Genomic DNA, 17,716 nt, shown 5'->3' with positions numbered 1-17,716 from the left:
GAAGAAAATGGAATTTCTAACGGTACAAGATTTACGCATTAGTGTTGAACAAGATGGCCGGCCCAAAGATATCGTCAAAAAAGTAAGTTTTGATTTACCTAAAGGCCAAGTTCTTGCGCTTATTGGCGAATCAGGTTCAGGGAAAACCACCATTGCATTATCGTTAATGGGGTATGCCAAACCTGGATGTCGTATTTCTGGTGGCTCAGTGATGTTGGGCAATGATTCCGTACTGGATGCGGATATCAAAACATTACGCGAGTGGCGTGGTAATCGTATTGCTTATATTGCGCAGAGCGCCGCTGCCGCTTTCAACCCAAGTAAGCGTTTGATCGATCAAGTGATTGAATCCGCTTATCTTCATGGAATGGATAATAAAGAGAATTTAAAGAAACGGGCGATAGCATTGTTTCGGGATTTAGCGCTGCCTAATCCTGAAAGCATTGGTCGACGTTATCCGCATGAAGTCTCTGGTGGACAACTGCAGCGTGTGATGGCTGCAATGGCCTTAATTGCTGAACCAGAATTGGTGATTCTCGATGAACCGACGACTGCGCTGGATGTCACTACGCAAGTTGAAGTGCTACAAGTCTTTCGTAGTGTTGTAAAAAAGCGTGGGGTAACCGCCGTATATGTTTCCCATGATTTGGCCGTTGTTGCGCAAGTCGCTGATAAAATCGTGGTGTTAAATCAGGGGGAAATTCGCGAGTGTAACTCAACGGCGCAAATTTTAACTCAAGCAGATGATGCTTATACGCAACAATTGCTCGATGCCGCATCACCAAGTGTTAAAGTCACAAGCACCTATCAGACCCCGACTTCAGTGGCGTCGCAGACGCAAAAGCCGTTGTTAGTTCTCAGAAAGATCCTTGCTGGTTATGGCAAGCGTAATTCACACGGTATTCCAGAAGCGAAAGTATTAGATGATATTAATGTGACCCTCTATCCTGGCCACGCGATTGGTGTTATTGGTGAATCAGGCTCAGGTAAAACGACGTTGGCCAAAGTGGTGGCCGGTTTGTTACCGCCTGCATTGGGAAGCATGAAGCTGTGTGGTGAAGAGCTTAATGGGCCTTATTCCATGCGCACCAAAAAGCAGTGCCGAGAAATTCAAATGGTGTTTCAAAGTGCGGATAACGCGCTTAATCCGAAACATACCATTCGCCAATTGCTTGGCCGGCCGCTTAAAGCGTATTTTTCCATGTCCCGAGGAGAGCGTGAAAAACGTATTTATGAGTTGCTAGAGCTTGTTCAACTGCCCGCTGATCTGATTGATCGTAAGCCCTCTGCGCTGTCTGGTGGTCAAAAACAGCGCATCAATTTAGCGCGTGCGTTAGCTGCTGAGCCTAAAGTAGTGATTTGTGATGAAGTGACGTCGGCTCTAGATACCGTTGTTGGCGCTGCTATTTTGGATTTGTTAAAAGATCTAAAAGCCAAATTAGGCCTTTCTTACTTATTCATCAGTCATGATATTCATACCGTTCGCTCTCTGTGCGAGCAAGTGGTGGTGATGTACAAAGGCCATCAAGTTCAAACGGCCAATACTCATAAATTACAACAGGGTGAGCTACATCCGTATACGGCATTGTTGATCGATTCCATTCCACAAATTCGTCAAGATTGGATTGAAGAGCCTCGTTTAGCCACGGTGCAATTAGCTAAGCCTTCTTTTTATCAGGTGCCTGAGCATACTGAAACCTGTGCTTTTCTTGAACGTTGCCCGCACCGGATTACGGGGATTTGCGACCGTAATGCGCCTGGAATACGTAAAACCGCTCTGGGTGGTCAGATACTGTGTTTATTAAAACCAGATAATTTACCAGTTAACGGAGAACATCATCAAAAGCGACATCAAAATCGCTGGTGTCCCTCGACCAACACAACGGGAAAGGAATTGGTTAATGAACAGTCGCTTTAAACGTGTTGCTGAGCGCGATAGAAAGACGGTCATGATTCATATCGATGGTGAGTTAGTGCATGCCAAACAGGGAGATACGGTAATGGCGGCCATATTAACGCATCAAGGGGCGTTAAGAACGAATGAGTTTGATCATCAACATCGAGCTGGATTCTGCCTGATGGGGGCATGTCAAGATTGCTGGGTATGGACCGCGCAAGGTAAAAGACTGCGTTCATGTTCAACTTCCGTAGAATCTGGAATGGAAATCGTTACAAAACAACCGGAGGCCGTATGGAAGGTTCACGAGTTGTCATAATCGGTGCGGGGCCTGCTGGTATTAGGTGTGCACAGACGCTGGTGGATGCAGGATTAACACCTGTGGTGATCGACGAGCAACCACGTAGTGGCGGACAAATTTATCGCCGTCAACCCCCCAATTTCAAGCGTGGCTATAAGACGTTATATGGTAGCGAAGCCGCTAAAGCACAAGCGCTTCATCGCAGTGCTGATCGTATTGAGTCTAAGATTTTGTATTATCCCAACACTTCAGTGTGGAATGTACAAGATAAGATTGTTTATGCTCATCAAGATGGCCAACCGTTAGAGATTCATTATGATTCAATTGTATTGTGTACTGGCGCAATTGATCGTGTGATGCCGATAGAAGGGTGGCAAAATGCGGGGAGTTATACCTTAGGTGGTGCCCAAGTCGCGTTAAAGCATCAAGGTTTGTCGATTGGCGAACATGTCACCTTTATGGGCACTGGGCCATTACTTTATCTAGTCGCTTACCAATACGTTAAAGCAGGCGCTGATGTTAAAGCCGTATTAGACACCTCAACATTGAAAGATCGGTGCAAAGGGTTAATGGGATTATTGTCCAAGCCACAAGCTCTTTGGTCTGGTCTTTATTTTATGTTGCAAATGAAGCGTGCCGGGGTGGCATTATATTCTGGCATTACACCGCAACGCATTGCCCACGATGAGCAGGGCGTGTGCGGTGTTGAAGCGAAACTCCCTAATGGGAAAAACATTCAAATTCATTGTGATGCTGTAGCAACCGGCTTTCATTTAAAACCAGAAACTCAACTCGCGGACTTACTTGGTTGTGACTTCTCTTTTGATGAACTGAGCCAGTTGTGGCTACTTAACACGGACGGGGAAGGGCGTACGTCGGTACCTCACGTTTATAGTGCGGGTGATGGAACCGCTATTTTAGGTGCAGATGCTGCCGAGTGTGCTGGGCGTTTAGCCGCCTTATCACTGTTACAAGATTTGGATCCGGCGGCAATGGTATTGACGATGACCCATAATCGGCAAAAAGCCCTGAAACAAAAAATGCTCAAAAAACTCGCGCGGTTTCGCCGGTTTGGTTTGGGATTACAAAAAGCGTTTCCTTGGCCTGCGCATATGATTTCTGAGTTAACGGATGAGACGGTCGTCTGTCGCTGTGAAATGATTAAAGCGGGCGAAATTAAGCAAAGTGTTCGTTATAAACAGGCTGATGAAGTCAACCGTTCTAAATCATTTACCAGAGTAGGTATGGGACGTTGCCAAGGCCGGTATTGTGAGCATGTTAATCGCCACTTAATCGCGAAAGCATCACAGCATAATGATACGTTCGTAGGACGCCAGCGTTCTCAAGCGCCAGTCAAACCTCTGCCTGTGGATGTGTATTTGCATCAACCTCAAATCATTAACCAGATTCCAGTGGTGAACTTAGTTGATGAACGGAATGGAGAGTCGGAGGTGAGTGCATGAGCCAGACAAATTTTTACGATGTGATCATAGTTGGTGGTGGCTTTATGGGGACGGCCAGTGCCTTTTTCCTTAGCCAACGTGGAATTAAGGTTGGTTTGTTTGAGCAAAATCGGATTGGGCAGTATGCCAGTGGCGTCAACTTTGGCAACGTACGCCGCCAAGGTCGCCATCTGGATCAGCTGGAACTCGCTAACCGCTCGCGAGATTTATGGGGAAAATTGCCGCAACTGATCGGTGACGATTTGGAGTTTATTCAAAGTGGTCATATGCGGATTGGTTATGAAGAACAGGTCATTCAACAATTTGAAGATTACGCCAACGATCCACGAGCACAAGCTCTTAAGTTAGAAGTATTAACCGGCAAAGCGCTACATGATCGTTTCCCCTATTTGGGTAAAGATGTTCTGGTTGGCTCATATGCACCACTTGATGGACACGCTAACCCCCGTTTAGCCTCACCAGCTTTTGCTCGCGTTGCCAAAAAGCTAGGAGCGGATATTTATGAACATTGTGAAATATCTCGCGTGGCAAAGAACGAGCACGGCTTCACCGTTCAGACCAAAGAAGGGGTGATATACCATTGCCATCAATTGCTAATTACTGCGGGCGCTTGGGCTCAAAGGTTATCTAATCAGTTTGGCGAATCGGTACCACTGTTTACGCGTGGACCGCAAATGACGGTAACCGAACCATTACCTTATCGGTTTAAAACAGTCATTGGGGTCTCTTCGCCCAATGAAATGGATTCAATCTATTTTCGTCAGATACCAAGAGGGAATATAATCATCGGCGGATGCCATCGCACTATCCCTGATATGGACGCCCGCAAAGCCCGTTTTGAGCCTCAAGCGATGATTTACCAGATGCAGCAGCTGCACCGTATTGTTCCTGAGCTGAGTAACATTCATATTATTCGCAGTTGGAGTGGTATCGAAAGTTATTTACCTGACTCACTGCCTATTATGGGGCCAAGCAGTACTACGGAAGGGCTCTATTATGCATTTGGATTTTGTGGACATGGGTTCCAGTTAGGCCCAGCAGTTGGGGACGTGATGGCAGAACTTATCGCGACAGGTGAGACATCGACGTATATTGAACCATTTGATATTCAGAGATTTTTGCCACAACCAGCCAAGAGAATTGCTTAAATGACGGATGCAGAACTGCTTGAGCGACTTATTCGCTTTCCGACGATTTCTTCAGAATCAAACCTAGACTTAATCAAATATGTCGCTGATTTATTGCAAAGTCACGGTATCAATACCACGCAAATTGACGATCCCGATCAGGCAAAGGCCGCGCTGTTTGCTTCCGTTGGTGATCCATCCGTTCCTGGCATATTGTTATCGGGGCATTCAGATGTTGTCCCGGTCGCGGGGCAAAATTGGCATTATGAGCCTTTTTACCCTCAAATTGAGAGTGGTAAGCTCTACGGGCGAGGGGCCTGTGATATGAAAGGCTTTCTTGCTGTCGCAATTAACGTCATGATTTCACTAGCACAGAAACCGTTATCACGACCGGTGCATTTAGCGATCAGTTTTGATGAAGAGTTGGGGTGTTTAGGCGTTAAAGATCTTTTATTGCATCTAAAACATATCGAAGTCGAACCACTATTGTGTATTGTAGGTGAACCGACATTAATGAATATTGCTTTGGGACACAAAGGGAAAGCAGCGTATCGCGTTCATTGCCATGGTCAGGAAGCACATTCATCACGGGCACCTTTGTCAGTCAATGCGATTTATTTAGCGTGTGATGTGATGGCGCAATTGCGCCAAATGCAGCGTGATTTTAAACAGCATGGAGCCAGAGACGAGGCATACGATATTCCCTACTCGACAGTGCATGTTGGGAAAATAGAAGGTGGGAAAGCAATTAATATCGTGCCACAACAGTGCGACTTTGATTTTGAAATCCGCCACCTAGCGGAAGATGATTTGGATGCATCACTCAATACCGTGTTTGAACAAGCCAAAGAGATTGTTGCTCAAGCAAGAGAAGAGCATCCTGATAGTAATGCGGATATTCAATTTGAGTGCATGAGTCGTTACCCGGGATTGAATACTGAGTCAGATAACGCCATGGTGCAATCTTTGATGGCGCATTCCACACCAGAAACTCAATTGATAAAGGTAGCATTCGGTTCTGAAGGTGGGTTGTTTTCTCAATACTTAAATGCCCCAGTTGTTGTTTGCGGCCCAGGTTCAATTGCCCAAGCGCATAAACCAGATGAATATGTTGAGCTCACACAGCTTGACGCTTGTCACCAATTACTTGAGCAATTTACTGCTCACATATGTGAATAAAAAATACGATGCCAATCGATTTACAGGGAGAGAATTATGGCACTGTCTTCATTTATTAGCTCATTGAACGATCCATCATTACTCAAAGAGCAAGCGTATTACCAAGGTCAATGGTTTGATGCTGATGATAGTTCTACGATTGATGTCATCAATCCATCAACCTCTGAAGTAATTGCAACCGTTCCTGCTTTATCAAAAGCTCAGGTGTTAGATAGCATTGAGTTTGCGGAACAAAGTTGGGCCAGTTGGCGCAAAGTACCGACGGCTGAACGCTCCGCCATTTTATACCGTTGGTACGATCTCATGATGGAAAACCAAGACGACTTGGGGCTTATCATGACGTTAGAGCAAGGTAAGCCATTACCAGAAGCTAAAGGAGAGATTGCATATGCGGCGAGTTTTATTAAATGGTTTGCCGAAGAGGCGCGCCGTATTCAAGGGCAAACACTGACGTCGCCTTCCGCAGATCGTCGGATTATGACGATCAAACAGCCTATAGGTGTGTGTGCGGCAATAACGCCGTGGAACTTTCCTGCAGCGATGATTACTCGAAAATGTGCGCCAGCGTTGGCTGCTGGCTGTCCAATCGTGGTGAAACCGGCTGATTTAACGCCACTATCCGCACTGGCGTTGGCTGAATTAGCTGAACGTGCCGGTGTACCAGCAGGGATATTTAATGTGCTTACTGGCGATGCCGAGCTGATTGGAAGTGTGTTTACCTCTCATGATGCCATTCGCAAAATCACCTTTACAGGGTCTACTCGAGTAGGGCGCTTATTAATGGAGCAGAGTGCCATCTCGATCAAACGTTTGAGTTTGGAATTAGGCGGTAATGCACCATTTATTGTTTTTGATGATGCCGATATAGCGGCTGCTGTTGATGGTTTAATGGTCAGCAAATTCCGTAACGCAGGACAAACCTGTGTATGTGCTAACCGCGTATTTGTGCATGATGCTATTTACGATGAATTTGCCGCGGCACTTAAAGTGAAAGTGGAGCAGTTAGTGGTGGGCGACGGTATGGCTGAAGGCACCACGATTGGTCCAATGATCAATCAAGCAGCGGTGCAAAAGGTGAAATACCATATTGAAGATGCGTTGGAAAATGGGGCGACATTACTGAGTGGTGGTGTGCCGGATGATGACCAACCTTTTGTCGTACCAACGATTTTAACCAATGTGAGTTTAGACTCCGTGGTGTGCCGTGAAGAAACCTTTGGTCCATTAGCTCCTCTGATTCGCTTTACTGATGAAGAAAGCGTCATTGAGGAAGCCAATAACACGCCATTTGGCCTCGGTGCTTATTATTACACGTCTGATATGCCACGAGCTTGGCGCGTCGGTGAAGCGTTAGAGTTTGGCATGGTGGGCCTAAACTCTGGCGTTATCTCAATGGATATCGCGCCATTTGGTGGGATTAAACAATCTGGATTGGGACGTGAAGGTTCACAACTCGGTTTAGATGAATACCTAGAAGTTAAAGCTTGGCACATGGGTAATTTATAAGGAATAAAGAAAACGCGGCTTAATGCCGCGTTTCATTTGTAGTGTGGGGATTAATAGCCTTTATTTCGGTCAACCCATCCTATCGCTTTCTCACCATTTAAATAGCTTTGCAAGTTTTTGATAAAGGATTGGTAGCCTGATTCTGGGCGGGTTAAGCCTGCAGCATGCGGGGTTAACATGATCTTAGGGTGTAACCAAAATGGATGTTCTTTCGGCAGAGGTTCTTCTCTGGTGACATCCAATACCGCATAACTCAAATGTTGTTCATTTAATGCATTGATAAGATCTTGTTCTACTAAATGTTCACCACGGCCAATATTGATAAGCGCGGCACCTTGTGGCAATCGTTCAAACAAGGTCTGGTTGAGAATATCTCGAGTTTGCTCGGTTAATGGTAAAACGCAAAGTAAAATATCAAGTTGATTGAGAAAGTCTGGTAAGTGCTCATTGCCAGCGAAGCAGTCGACCCCTTCTAATGAATATTGGCTTCTTGCCCAGCCGCTAAGTGCAAAACCAAACGGTTTAAGTCCGCGCAAAATAGCTTTACCTTGCTGACCTAGTCCCATCACACCGATACGGTATTCGCTAGCAGGACCAACACTGTGTGGCTTCCAGCTACTGTGTGCTTGCGCTTCACGATAAAGATGGAAACCGCGATAAATGGATAGCGCAGTGGCACAGCTGTATTCAGTTAATTGTTGCTCAAGATCGTGATCAATCATTCGAATTAATTGCACACTTTCGGGAATACAATCGAGAGGAATTTGGTCGATACCTGCTGAAACGGTAAAAATTACTTGTAAATTTGGTAACTGAGCAAGTAGTTCAGTATCGACCTTCCAAACCACTATTCCCGTCACTTCATTTAAATCACCGTGATCTGGCCAGAGACGAAATTCGACATCCGGAAAGTCTTGTTTGAGTCGTTGCTGCCAATGTTGGCCTCGTTTAGGCATTGAGTTGTAAAGAATAACCACATCGTTCCCTCGTTTAATTATTCGCGGATATATTGTGCCAGAAGCTGTCAGTAAATGGTGCTTTTATCACTATGTAGAACGGAAGATTATCGGAAAAATCTAGCTTCTAGGCATGAAACTCACCTATGGCAATGGAATGTGCTGTTTATCTGCAAAAAAGAGTGAAATATGGATATTCCATTCCGCAATAAAGCACTGCGCACTGAGCAAAGGTGGTAGCGTTTATAGCATGGGCAAGCAACAGGTAATTCGCTAGGTGAATTGGCTTTGTCTCCCATATTAATTAGTGAATATCGATTCAAGGAGAAGTGGCAATGGAAATGGGTGCAAATACTGCAAATTTAATGGAATTGAAAAACCAAAATGTGCCAAGAGGTTTGGTCAATGCTCACCCTGTGGCCATCGAGACAGCTTCAGGAACTGAGCTGTGGGATGTTGATGGTCAGCGTTATTTAGATTTTGTCGGTGGGATTGGTGTATTAAACGTCGGTCACAGCCATCCAGCAGTGGTCAAGGCGGTTAATGATCAGCTTGGCAAAATTTCGCACCCTTGTGCTCAGGTAGCGATTTACGAACCGTATATTAAAGTGGCGCAAGAGCTCAATGCGCTAGTGGGCAAAGGGAAAGAACAATATAAAACGGTGTTGTTATCATCTGGCGCAGAAGCCGTTGAAAATGCAGTGAAAATTGCGCGTGGTTACACCAATCGTCCGGCTGTTATTTCATTTCGTGGTGGTTTCCACGGTCGTACTTTATTGGGCAGCACATTAACCGGCATGAGTGCGCCATATAAGCAGAACTTTGGCCCTTTGGCAGCGGAAGTGTATCACACTGTTTATCCAAATGAATTTCGTGGCATTACCAGTGAAGATGCGCTAGACGCGTTAAATGAATTGTTTTTAACGGATGTGACTCCCGACCGAGTGGCGGCCATAATTATTGAGTCAGTACAGGGTGATGGTGGATTTTTACAAGCACCAACTGAATTTATGCAAGCGCTGCGCGATATCACCACAGAGCACGGCATTGTGCTGATTTGCGATGAAATACAAGCAGGTTTTGGGCGAACCGGTACGATGTTCGGTTATGAACATACTGGCGTTCAACCCGATCTCGTCACCACAGCGAAAAGTCTGGCAGGAGGGTTACCACTATCGGCGGTTGTCGGCAAAGCTGACATTATGGATGGGCCGCTACCAGGAGGACTAGGCGGTACCTATGGAGGCAATGCATTGGCATGTGCAGCAGCGCTTGCGGTTATCGATCTGTACAAAAATGAAGATTTGCTCGATTTATCACGCCGTAATGGGGAGTTCTTTAAAGCGGGATTGAACGACATTATGCCAAAATTCAAAGAAATTGCTGACGTTCGTGGTGCGGGTTTTATGTTAGCGATGGAACTCACGAAAGGGGATGATGCGCTAACGCCGGATGCAGACATCACCCAATCATTAATTGATGCTTGCCGTGCAGAAGGTCTGCTGGTGATTAAATGTGGGACTTATCGTAATGCCATACGTTTCTTACCACCGGTTAATACGCCGCAAGAGCAGTTAATTGAGGCACTAAGCATGCTTGAACGAGCATGTAAAAAAGTACTCACCGCGCAATAAATGGTATGTCGGCTAGCTGGGATGAGTGCTATGAATCATAGCTTGTCATTTCAGCTAGTTAGTTGTGATGAAGGAATACACATGACAAACTTGATGCATTTGATTGTTAATAAAGCAGCATAAAATACTGTTTGGTTTTTCATATGATCAAAAATAGTGCATGGACGCACAGATAATGGACATATAGGCAAAAGGATATGCGGTATGAAAAAAAAGGAATTAGAAGTTCTAATCCTCGATTGTGACGGGGTTCTAATAAATCATCATCAAGGTTTTTTGACTAATTTGTATAATCTGCGGCAGGATCTACCGCAGAATAGTGTGACTCGGCGAGCGGCGATCACGGCATTTGAAACGGCCTATGCCAAATATATTGAACGACTTCCTGAACTTGGCTTTTCTGCCATTCAATGCTTCTGTTTTGCGGAAGTTCTAGAACACTTTTCTCGTGAAACAAACTGGAGAGAAATGCTGCATTATTCTCGCTCGATAGGTAAATGGCCTGATTATGAAGATGCCTATGGAGCATTACATTATCTAAAGAAATTTTATCGTGTGGTTGTGCGTTGTGATAGAGAAATGGAAGATATTGAATTTATTAAAAAAAGATTCGGTATTGAGAAAAATGACATTTTGTTACGCGATATGGAACCTGATCAAATTCAACGTTTTCTTAGGTCAATTGGGCTTACCGATGAGCAGGGATTAGTGGTCACTAATCCGCAAAATGCTCAACGACTTTCGTTTCCCTATATTCGAGAGATTAGTCGAGCTTTTGATGGTTCAAAGGAATCGTTAGTCAGTCTTATTGTTGAACATCAGAGAAAACTTAGGATAAGTGGCACTGAATATGCTTAGTAGCTTATTGTTAGTCATAGAGAAATAGCCTCGAATCGTGTCCTTTTCTCTAAGAAAAGTGGCTTGGTTTACCTGCTATTTTATCTAACGATTAGCTATATAGAGATTTCACAATAACAGCAAACACTAAGGTGAATACGCCTCTCATATTTTGTTGTTCACGGGGTCGTATAGGTTCTTAGATGAAGAACCTAACGTGAAAAAGTGCGAGGTCATTAGCGATAGCTGTTTGTCGCCATAAGTAGAAGGAGAGACCCATGGCAACGGATTTTCGGTTGGATCGTATCGATATCAATATCCTAACTCAGCTACAGAAGAATGGTCGCATGACCAATGTAAAACTGGCTGATGTGGTGGGCTTATCTGCAAGCCCGTGCCTGCAGCGGGTCAAACGTTTAGAACAAGCGGGTTTCATCAAAGATTACAAAGCATTTCTTAATATCGCAAAGATTACTGAATATATTACCGTTTATACAGAAGTATATTTAAATGGTCATAAACGAGAAGATTTTATTAAATTTGAGAATTATTTAAAACAAGTTGACGAAATAATGGAGTGTCATCTTATTAGTGGTGGTTATGATTATTTACTCAGATTTGTAACTCGCAATATCGCACATTATCAAGAAGTAATTGAAAGTATGGTAGATAGTAATATTGGAATTTCAAAGTATTTTAGTTATATCGTCATTAAATCACCAGTAATAAAAGAAGATATGCCTATTAAGAAATTATTGGATCACGCCCATCAACCATTGAGTGCGTAAATAATCCTACCTTACCGTTTAGGAAGTTGTCTGAACTTACAGGTTTTGTTCCTATACGGTATTCAATACTCCCCATCAAAATCTTCCTACTTTAATATTTAATATTGGCTTAACAACCTCGTTTCTTCAATCGTGAAAATCCTTCCTTTTTGTTCATAACCACAAAAGCGATATTTTTTAACTTATTGTTTACCAACATTGTTTTGTGATTTCGCACACAAAAGATCCACTTTTGGCGAGATGGGTCACAGGTGTATTGTGCAAACGCACAAGTGAGATGAAAAATTAACCCTAAAGATTTGTCCGATTGCCTAATGTGTCGAATAAATGGAAGTGGTTTAATTTTCTTCATCGTAATCGACTATCAAGGTGCGTCATGAAAAATATTTTTCCTAATCAAGCAAGACAGAAATTAATTAATTGCGAACGAATGATCGGTTGCTGGGCTGCTATGACCAATCCACTGACTACAGAATTATTAGGCCAGATTGGTTTTGACTGGATATTAATTGATAGTGAGCATGCACCAAACGATATTAATTCTTTAATTCATCAATTAATGGCATTAAAAGACAGCGATTCAGCACCTTTTGTGCGCCCTACATTTAACGACAAAGTTGAAATTAAACGTTTATTAGATATTGGTTTCTATAATTTCTTAGTGCCATTTGTATGTACTAAAGAAGAAGCAGAAAATGCTGTGAGCTATACCCGCTACCCTTCAGCAGGTGTCCGTGGGGTGAGTGTGGCACATCGTAGCAACAACTGGGGATTCCAACCCGATTATCAACAAAAAATCAATGACAACATTTCGATTGTTGTACAAATCGAAGACCGTTCTGCATTAACTAACGTTGAAGACATTCTAGCTGTAGATGGCATCGATGGGGTGTTCATTGGCCCTTCTGATTTAGCTGCTTCTTTGGGGCATCTTGGTAACCCGTCTCATTCAGAAGTCTTTGACAGTATTTGTAACGTTATCAATGCCGCTAAAAAAGCGGGTAAAAGCTGCGGCATTCTTGCTCCTAAACAAGATGATGCTAATCGCTATTTGGAATTAGGTGCCAATTTTGTCGCTGTTGGTAGCGATATTGGCATCTTTAAATCAGCCGCTGTTCAACTCAAAGAGAAGTTCCTATAAGGAGGATTCATGAAAATCGCATTTATTGGCCTAGGTATCATGGGTAAACCTATGGCGAAAAACCTACTGAAAGCAGGTCACGAGCTCACCGTGTATGACAATAACGCGGATGCAATTAATGAATTAGTTGATTCGGGTGCGACTGGCTCAGAATCATCAACTGAAGCCGCAAAAGGTAAAGAAGTCATCGTGACTATGTTACCAAATTCACCCCATGTAAAAGCAGCATTGCTTGGTGAAGGTGGTGCTGTTGAAGGTGCTGAAAAAGGTGCCACTGTTATTGATATGAGTTCTATCGCGCCACTTGCTAGCCGCGAAATTGCCTACGAATTAGCAAAATTGGGCGTGAATTATCTTGATGCACCAGTTTCTGGTGGGGAACCTAAAGCGGTGGAAGGCACTTTAGCTGTTATGGTTGGCGGTGATAAGACACTATTCGACAAATACGAATCAGTCATCAGTGCGATGGCATCTTCAGTGACTTATGTGGGTGAAGTCGGTGCAGGTAACGTCACTAAGCTGGCTAACCAAGTGATCGTTGCTCTCAACATTGCAGCAATGAGTGAAGCTCTGGTCCTTGCGAAAAAAGCAGGTGTAGACCCACGCAGTGTTTATCAAGCTATCCGCGGTGGTCTAGCAGGTTCTACTGTATTAGATGCAAAAGCACCGATGGTTCTTGAACGCAATTTCGAACCTGGCTTCCGTATTGATCTTCATATCAAAGATTTGTGCAATGCAATGGATACTTCTCATGGCGTTGGCTCTCAATTGCCATTAACGAGTCAAGTCTTAGAAATGATGTACAGCTTGCGTGAAGATGGTCATGGCTCATGTGACCACGATGCTTTGGCTCTGTACTACGAGAAACTCACTAATACACAAATCGCTGAGTAATTGGCGCCAGTAGTGGCTGTTGTTTCAGCCACTACCTCTTATAAAGGACGACGTATGAAAATTGTAATTGCGCCTGACTCATATAAAGAGAGCATGTCTGCAGAACATGTTGCGCAGCATATTGAAAGTGGCTTTAGAGAGGTATTTCCAAGTGCTGAGTACATGAAAGTACCAATGGCTGATGGTGGTGAAGGGTCACTTGATGCAATTAAAGCGTCCGTACAGGGCCAAGAAATCTCGTTAATGATCAAAGATGCTTATTTTAATGATCGAGAAGCCAGTTATTTTCTTGAAGCCGATGGTAAAACTGCACTCATTGAAATCGCCAAAATTTGCGGCATTGAACATACCACACCCGAGCAGCGTCACCCAGAAGTAGCAACCACCTATGGGGTTGGCCAAGTTATTTCTGATGCTATCCACCGTGGCGTGAATCACATTGTTTTATTTATTGGTGGCAGCGCTACGAATGATGCTGGTGCTGGCATGGTGCAAGCACTGGGAGCGCAACTTTTAGCTAAAGATGGGCAAGAACTGAGTGTGGGTTGTGCAGCATTAGCTGACATCGAACATATCGATTTAAGCCGCTTTGAGCCCGCAATAGCCAATATTGAATTTGAAGTTGCGTGTGATGTGGATAATCGGTTGCTAGGGCCGCAGGGAGCGACTTATGTGTTCGGTCCTCAAAAAGGAGTGAAACCAGAACAGCTTGCCCATTTTGATCTGTGCCTAGAGCGCTTTGCGAAGGTGATTCAACAAGATCTTGGTCAAGACGCCCTCACTATCAGTGGTGGCGGTGCTGCGGGTGGTTTAGGTGCCGGACTCTCGGTATTTTGCCAAGCAGAATTACGTAATGGATTTGACATTATTAGCGAGCTTGTTGGATTACGAGAACAAGTGAAAGATGCCGATCTTGTGATTACAGGTGAAGGTCGTATCGATAGTCAAAGTGCACGCGGCAAAGTGCCATGTGGCGTGGGTAATTTGGCATTTGAATACAGCGTTCCCGTTATAGGGATTGCAGGTAGTGTCTCTAATGATGTAGATGCGGTATATGAACAAGGTGTTAGCGCTGTCTTTTCCGTATTACCTCGGCCAATGATGTTGGCAGAAGCCTACGAGACATGTGAAGAAAACTTAAAAAATACAAGTAAAAATATAGCGTTAGTTATACAAAGCGCCCCTCTAGTGAAGTAACCCTATTTATTAATTAACGTGGAACAGTACTACTATGTCAGATATGTATCTTATTTGGACCGCCGTTGGTTCAATATTGCTTCTACTCTTCCTGGTGATGAAGGCCAGGTTACATGCGGTGATAGCCTTAATATTGGTTTCAATGGTGGCCGGGATAGCCACAGGTATGTCGCCTGCGGATATTAACAAAACCATTCAAGAAGGTATGGCTGGTACATTGGGCTTTATCGCTGTGGTGGTTTCGCTCGGTTCAATGTTTGGACGCGTGATGGAACAAACCGGAGCTCTGGATGTTATTGGACAGACGCTCGTGCGTAAAGTGGGCCAAAAATACACGCCATGGGCTGTGGGTTTAACCGGTTTGATTTGCGCTTTACCTCTGTTTTTTGATGTGGCAGTTGTACTTCTGATCGGTTTGGTTTTTGCTACGGCGCGTCGTGGTGGTGGTACTGTGACTGCCAATGGTTGTGCTTTGCTGGCGGGGATTGCCGCTTGCCAAGCGTATTTGATTCCAACAGCAGGCCCTATTTTAGTTGCTTCACAATTGGGCGCAGATTTCGGTTATGTTATCCCATTTGGTATTTTAGCTGCTGTGCCAGCGATGATTCTTGCGGGTCCTATCTACGGTAATTGGATCTCTAAACGGGTTGAAATGCCACTACCACCATTGAAAGGTAAAGAGTGTGCTGGTGAATGTGCGTCAGACCAAGAGATCCCACCTACATTTGGTTTGGCATTAGGCTTAATCTTACTTCCTTTAATCATGATTGGCTTAAAATCGATCGCGCTACATTTTATTGCGTCAACGTCTCCAATGTATGCATGGTTTGAGTTTATTGGTCACCCATTTACCGCCATTTTAGTCGCCTGTTTTATGGCGTTCTATTTACTGGGTTTCCGTCGCGGATTATCTAAACAAGAAGTGATGGATATCTGTAGCTCTGCACTCCAACCTGCAGGCGTCATCATCTTGGTTACCGGTGCTGGTGGTGTATTCAAACAAGTTCTCGTGGATTCTGGTGTTGGCCAAGCGGTCGGTGATTTCCTTGCACAATATGATCTCTCAGTGGTTGTATTAGCTTTCTTGTTTGCTGGTTTTGTCCGTGTAATTCAAGGATCAGCAACCGTTGCCATGCTAACTGCGGTCGGTTTGATTCAGCCTATGCTAGAACCTATGCATTTAAGTGGTGCTGAACTTGCCGTTGTCACTATAGCGATTGGCGGCGGTGCAAAACTACTTTCTCATGTTAACGACTCAGGTTTTTGGTTAGCGAATCGATACTTAAACCTGACTGAAAAACAAACGCTACAAACTTGGACGGTCACCGACACCATTGTTGGTCTGACAGGGTTTTGTGTAGCCCTCGTTATCTTCTCATTTATTTAACAATAACGTTTGCTCCAAACATTATTTAATTAAAGAACTTATTCAATAGCTTAATAGCAAGAGGAAAGAATTATGAGCGTACCTACCATTACTGAAATGCATGTTATTCCCGTTGCAGGTCGTGACAGTATGCTGCTTAACTTAAGTGGTGCCCATGCGCCTTTTTTCACTCGTAACATCGTAGTCCTAAAAGATAGTGCTGGTAATGAAGGTCTAGGTGAAGTCCCTGGAGGGGAAAACATTCGCCAAACCTTAGAAGATGCTCGTGAACTGGTGCTAGGTCGTTCTGTGGGTGAATTCAAAAATGTCAAAACAGCAGTAAAACATAAATTCAATGATCGCGACGCTTCTGGCCGTGGTGTACAGACTTTCGACCTTCGCACAACAGTGCACGTGATCACTGCGATTGAAGCTGCCTTTCTTGACCTATTAGGTAAACACCTTGGTTTGAATGTCGCTTCACTTCTTGGTGATGGTCAACAACGTGATGCGGTTGAGGTATTAGGTTACTTATTCTTTGTCGGTGATAAAGATAAAACAGATTTGCCTTACCAAAGCCAAGATGATGATGCGTGTGAGTGGTATCGCATTCGCCACCAAGAAGCGCTCACGCCAGAAACCGTTGCTCGCCTCGCGAAAGCCAGTCACGACCGTTATGGTTTCCACGATTTTAAATTAAAAGGTGGTGTATTAGCTGGTAAAGAAGAAGCAAAAGCGGTTAAAGCGATCAAAGAAGCTTTCCCAGATGCGCGTGTCACTCTTGACCCTAAAGGTGCCTGGTCGCTAGAAGAAGCAGTAGAGTTGGCACAAGATCTTAAAGATACGTTAGCGTATGCAGAAGACCCATGTGGCGCAGAAAATGGCTTATCAGGTCGTGAAATTCTCTCTGAATTCCGTCGTCGTACTGGTCTACCAACCGCAACAAATATGATTGCGACGGATTGGCGTCAGATGTGTCACTCTTTGAGTCTACAGTCAGTGGATATCCCACTTGCAGACCCACACTTCTGGACAATGGAAGGCTCTGTACGCGTGGCGCAAATGTGTCATGAATTTGGTTACACTTGGGGCTCACACTCTAATAACCACTTTGATATTTCATTAGCCATGTTTACTCATGTAGCGGCAGCGGCACCTGGCCACATTACTGCGATTGATACTCACTGGATCTGGCAAGAAGGTAATCAACGCCTTACTACCGCACCATTTGAAATCAAGGATGGCAAAATCGCTGTTCCTGATGTTCCTGGATTAGGTATTACTCTTGATTGGGAAAAAGTAGAAGAAGCGAACAAACTGTATTTAGACAACTGTCTGGGTGCCCGTGATGACTCTAAAGGCATGCAATATCTGATTCCAGATTGGACATTTGATCCTAAAAAACCTTGTTTAGTTCGTGATTAAAGATA

At 44.2% G+C, this 17,716-nt stretch carries 15 protein-coding genes; 14 read left to right on the top strand and 1 reads right to left on the bottom strand.

Translation table 11 applies throughout. From position 1 onward, the window contains the following. The first annotated feature begins 7 nt into the window (after window positions 1–7). From F9817_RS17430 to F9817_RS17405, 6 genes are read left to right on the top strand one after another with little or no spacing between them, the layout of a single operon-like run. Window positions 8–1,918 (top strand): ABC transporter ATP-binding protein, encoded by a 1,911-nt coding sequence (locus tag F9817_RS17430; RefSeq protein ID WP_161157439.1) that lies wholly within the window; start codon window positions 8–10, stop codon window positions 1,916–1,918. Beyond that, window positions 1,902–2,216: a (2Fe-2S)-binding protein gene (locus F9817_RS17425; protein ID WP_161157438.1), complete on the top strand. Its 315-nt coding sequence runs from the start codon at window positions 1,902–1,904 to the stop codon at window positions 2,214–2,216. The genes F9817_RS17430 and F9817_RS17425 overlap by 17 nt, the downstream gene beginning before the upstream one ends. Then, the gene (locus tag F9817_RS17420) at window positions 2,192–3,661 is read left to right on the top strand and encodes an FAD/NAD(P)-dependent oxidoreductase (RefSeq protein WP_161157437.1); all 1,470 of its coding nucleotides are present in this window, start codon (window positions 2,192–2,194) and stop codon (window positions 3,659–3,661) included. Before F9817_RS17425 ends, F9817_RS17420 begins: the two co-directional genes overlap by 25 nt. Further along, window positions 3,658–4,809 carry an NAD(P)/FAD-dependent oxidoreductase gene (locus F9817_RS17415; protein ID WP_161157436.1) on the top strand — a complete coding sequence of 384 codons (1,152 nt, stop codon included), beginning with the start codon at window positions 3,658–3,660 and terminating at the stop codon, window positions 4,807–4,809. The genes F9817_RS17420 and F9817_RS17415 overlap by 4 nt, the downstream gene beginning before the upstream one ends. Continuing rightward, window positions 4,810–5,967 carry an acetylornithine deacetylase gene (argE, locus tag F9817_RS17410; RefSeq protein WP_161157435.1) on the top strand — a complete coding sequence of 386 codons (1,158 nt, stop codon included), beginning with the start codon at window positions 4,810–4,812 and terminating at the stop codon, window positions 5,965–5,967. Between the two features lie 36 nt (window positions 5,968–6,003). After that, a complete protein-coding gene (locus F9817_RS17405) occupies window positions 6,004–7,473 on the top strand; it encodes an NAD-dependent succinate-semialdehyde dehydrogenase (protein ID WP_161157434.1) in 1,470 nt (489 codons plus the stop codon). 50 nt (window positions 7,474–7,523) lie between these two features. Here F9817_RS17405 and F9817_RS17400 read toward each other — a convergent pair whose 3' ends face one another. Beyond that, a complete protein-coding gene (locus F9817_RS17400) occupies window positions 7,524–8,450 on the bottom strand; it encodes an NAD(P)-dependent oxidoreductase (RefSeq protein WP_161157433.1) in 927 nt (308 codons plus the stop codon). A 314-nt stretch (window positions 8,451–8,764) separates the two neighbouring features. Between F9817_RS17400 and F9817_RS17395 the strand changes: the two genes are divergently transcribed. The 8 genes from F9817_RS17395 (at window position 8,765) to F9817_RS17360 (ending at window position 17,711) form a co-directional block, all read left to right on the top strand. Beyond that, window positions 8,765–10,063 (top strand): aspartate aminotransferase family protein, encoded by a 1,299-nt coding sequence (locus F9817_RS17395; protein ID WP_161157432.1) that lies wholly within the window; start codon window positions 8,765–8,767, stop codon window positions 10,061–10,063. A gap of 204 nt (window positions 10,064–10,267) precedes the next feature. After that, the gene (locus F9817_RS17390; RefSeq protein ID WP_161157431.1) at window positions 10,268–10,921 is read left to right on the top strand and encodes an HAD family hydrolase; all 654 of its coding nucleotides are present in this window, start codon (window positions 10,268–10,270) and stop codon (window positions 10,919–10,921) included. A gap of 257 nt (window positions 10,922–11,178) precedes the next feature. Continuing rightward, window positions 11,179–11,688, top strand: a complete 510-nt coding sequence (locus F9817_RS17385; protein ID WP_161157430.1) for an Lrp/AsnC family transcriptional regulator — start codon at window positions 11,179–11,181, stop codon at window positions 11,686–11,688. Window positions 11,689–12,064: 376 nt separating this feature from the next. After that, complete coding sequence (locus F9817_RS17380) at window positions 12,065–12,829, top strand: aldolase/citrate lyase family protein (protein ID WP_161157429.1); 765 nt, start codon at window positions 12,065–12,067, stop codon at window positions 12,827–12,829. A gap of 9 nt (window positions 12,830–12,838) precedes the next feature. Beyond that, a complete protein-coding gene (garR, locus tag F9817_RS17375; RefSeq protein WP_161157428.1) occupies window positions 12,839–13,723 on the top strand; it encodes a 2-hydroxy-3-oxopropionate reductase in 885 nt (294 codons plus the stop codon). 54 nt (window positions 13,724–13,777) lie between these two features. Then, window positions 13,778–14,920, top strand: coding sequence for a glycerate kinase (locus F9817_RS17370; RefSeq protein ID WP_161157427.1), 1,143 nt, complete (start codon window positions 13,778–13,780; stop codon window positions 14,918–14,920). A gap of 34 nt (window positions 14,921–14,954) precedes the next feature. Next, window positions 14,955–16,307 (top strand): gluconate transporter, encoded by a 1,353-nt coding sequence (gene gntU / locus F9817_RS17365; protein WP_161157426.1) that lies wholly within the window; start codon window positions 14,955–14,957, stop codon window positions 16,305–16,307. Window positions 16,308–16,379: 72 nt separating this feature from the next. Next, a complete protein-coding gene (locus tag F9817_RS17360) occupies window positions 16,380–17,711 on the top strand; it encodes an enolase C-terminal domain-like protein (protein ID WP_161157425.1) in 1,332 nt (443 codons plus the stop codon). Window positions 17,712–17,716: the final 5 nt, after the last annotated feature.

The sequence above is a fragment of the Vibrio eleionomae genome, assembly GCF_009874545.1.
GTDB classification, from domain to species: Bacteria; Pseudomonadota; Gammaproteobacteria; order Enterobacterales; family Vibrionaceae; genus Vibrio; species Vibrio nitrifigilis.
Note: the sequence above shows the minus strand (reverse complement) of the source record. Positions and strands in the feature narration are given on the sequence as shown.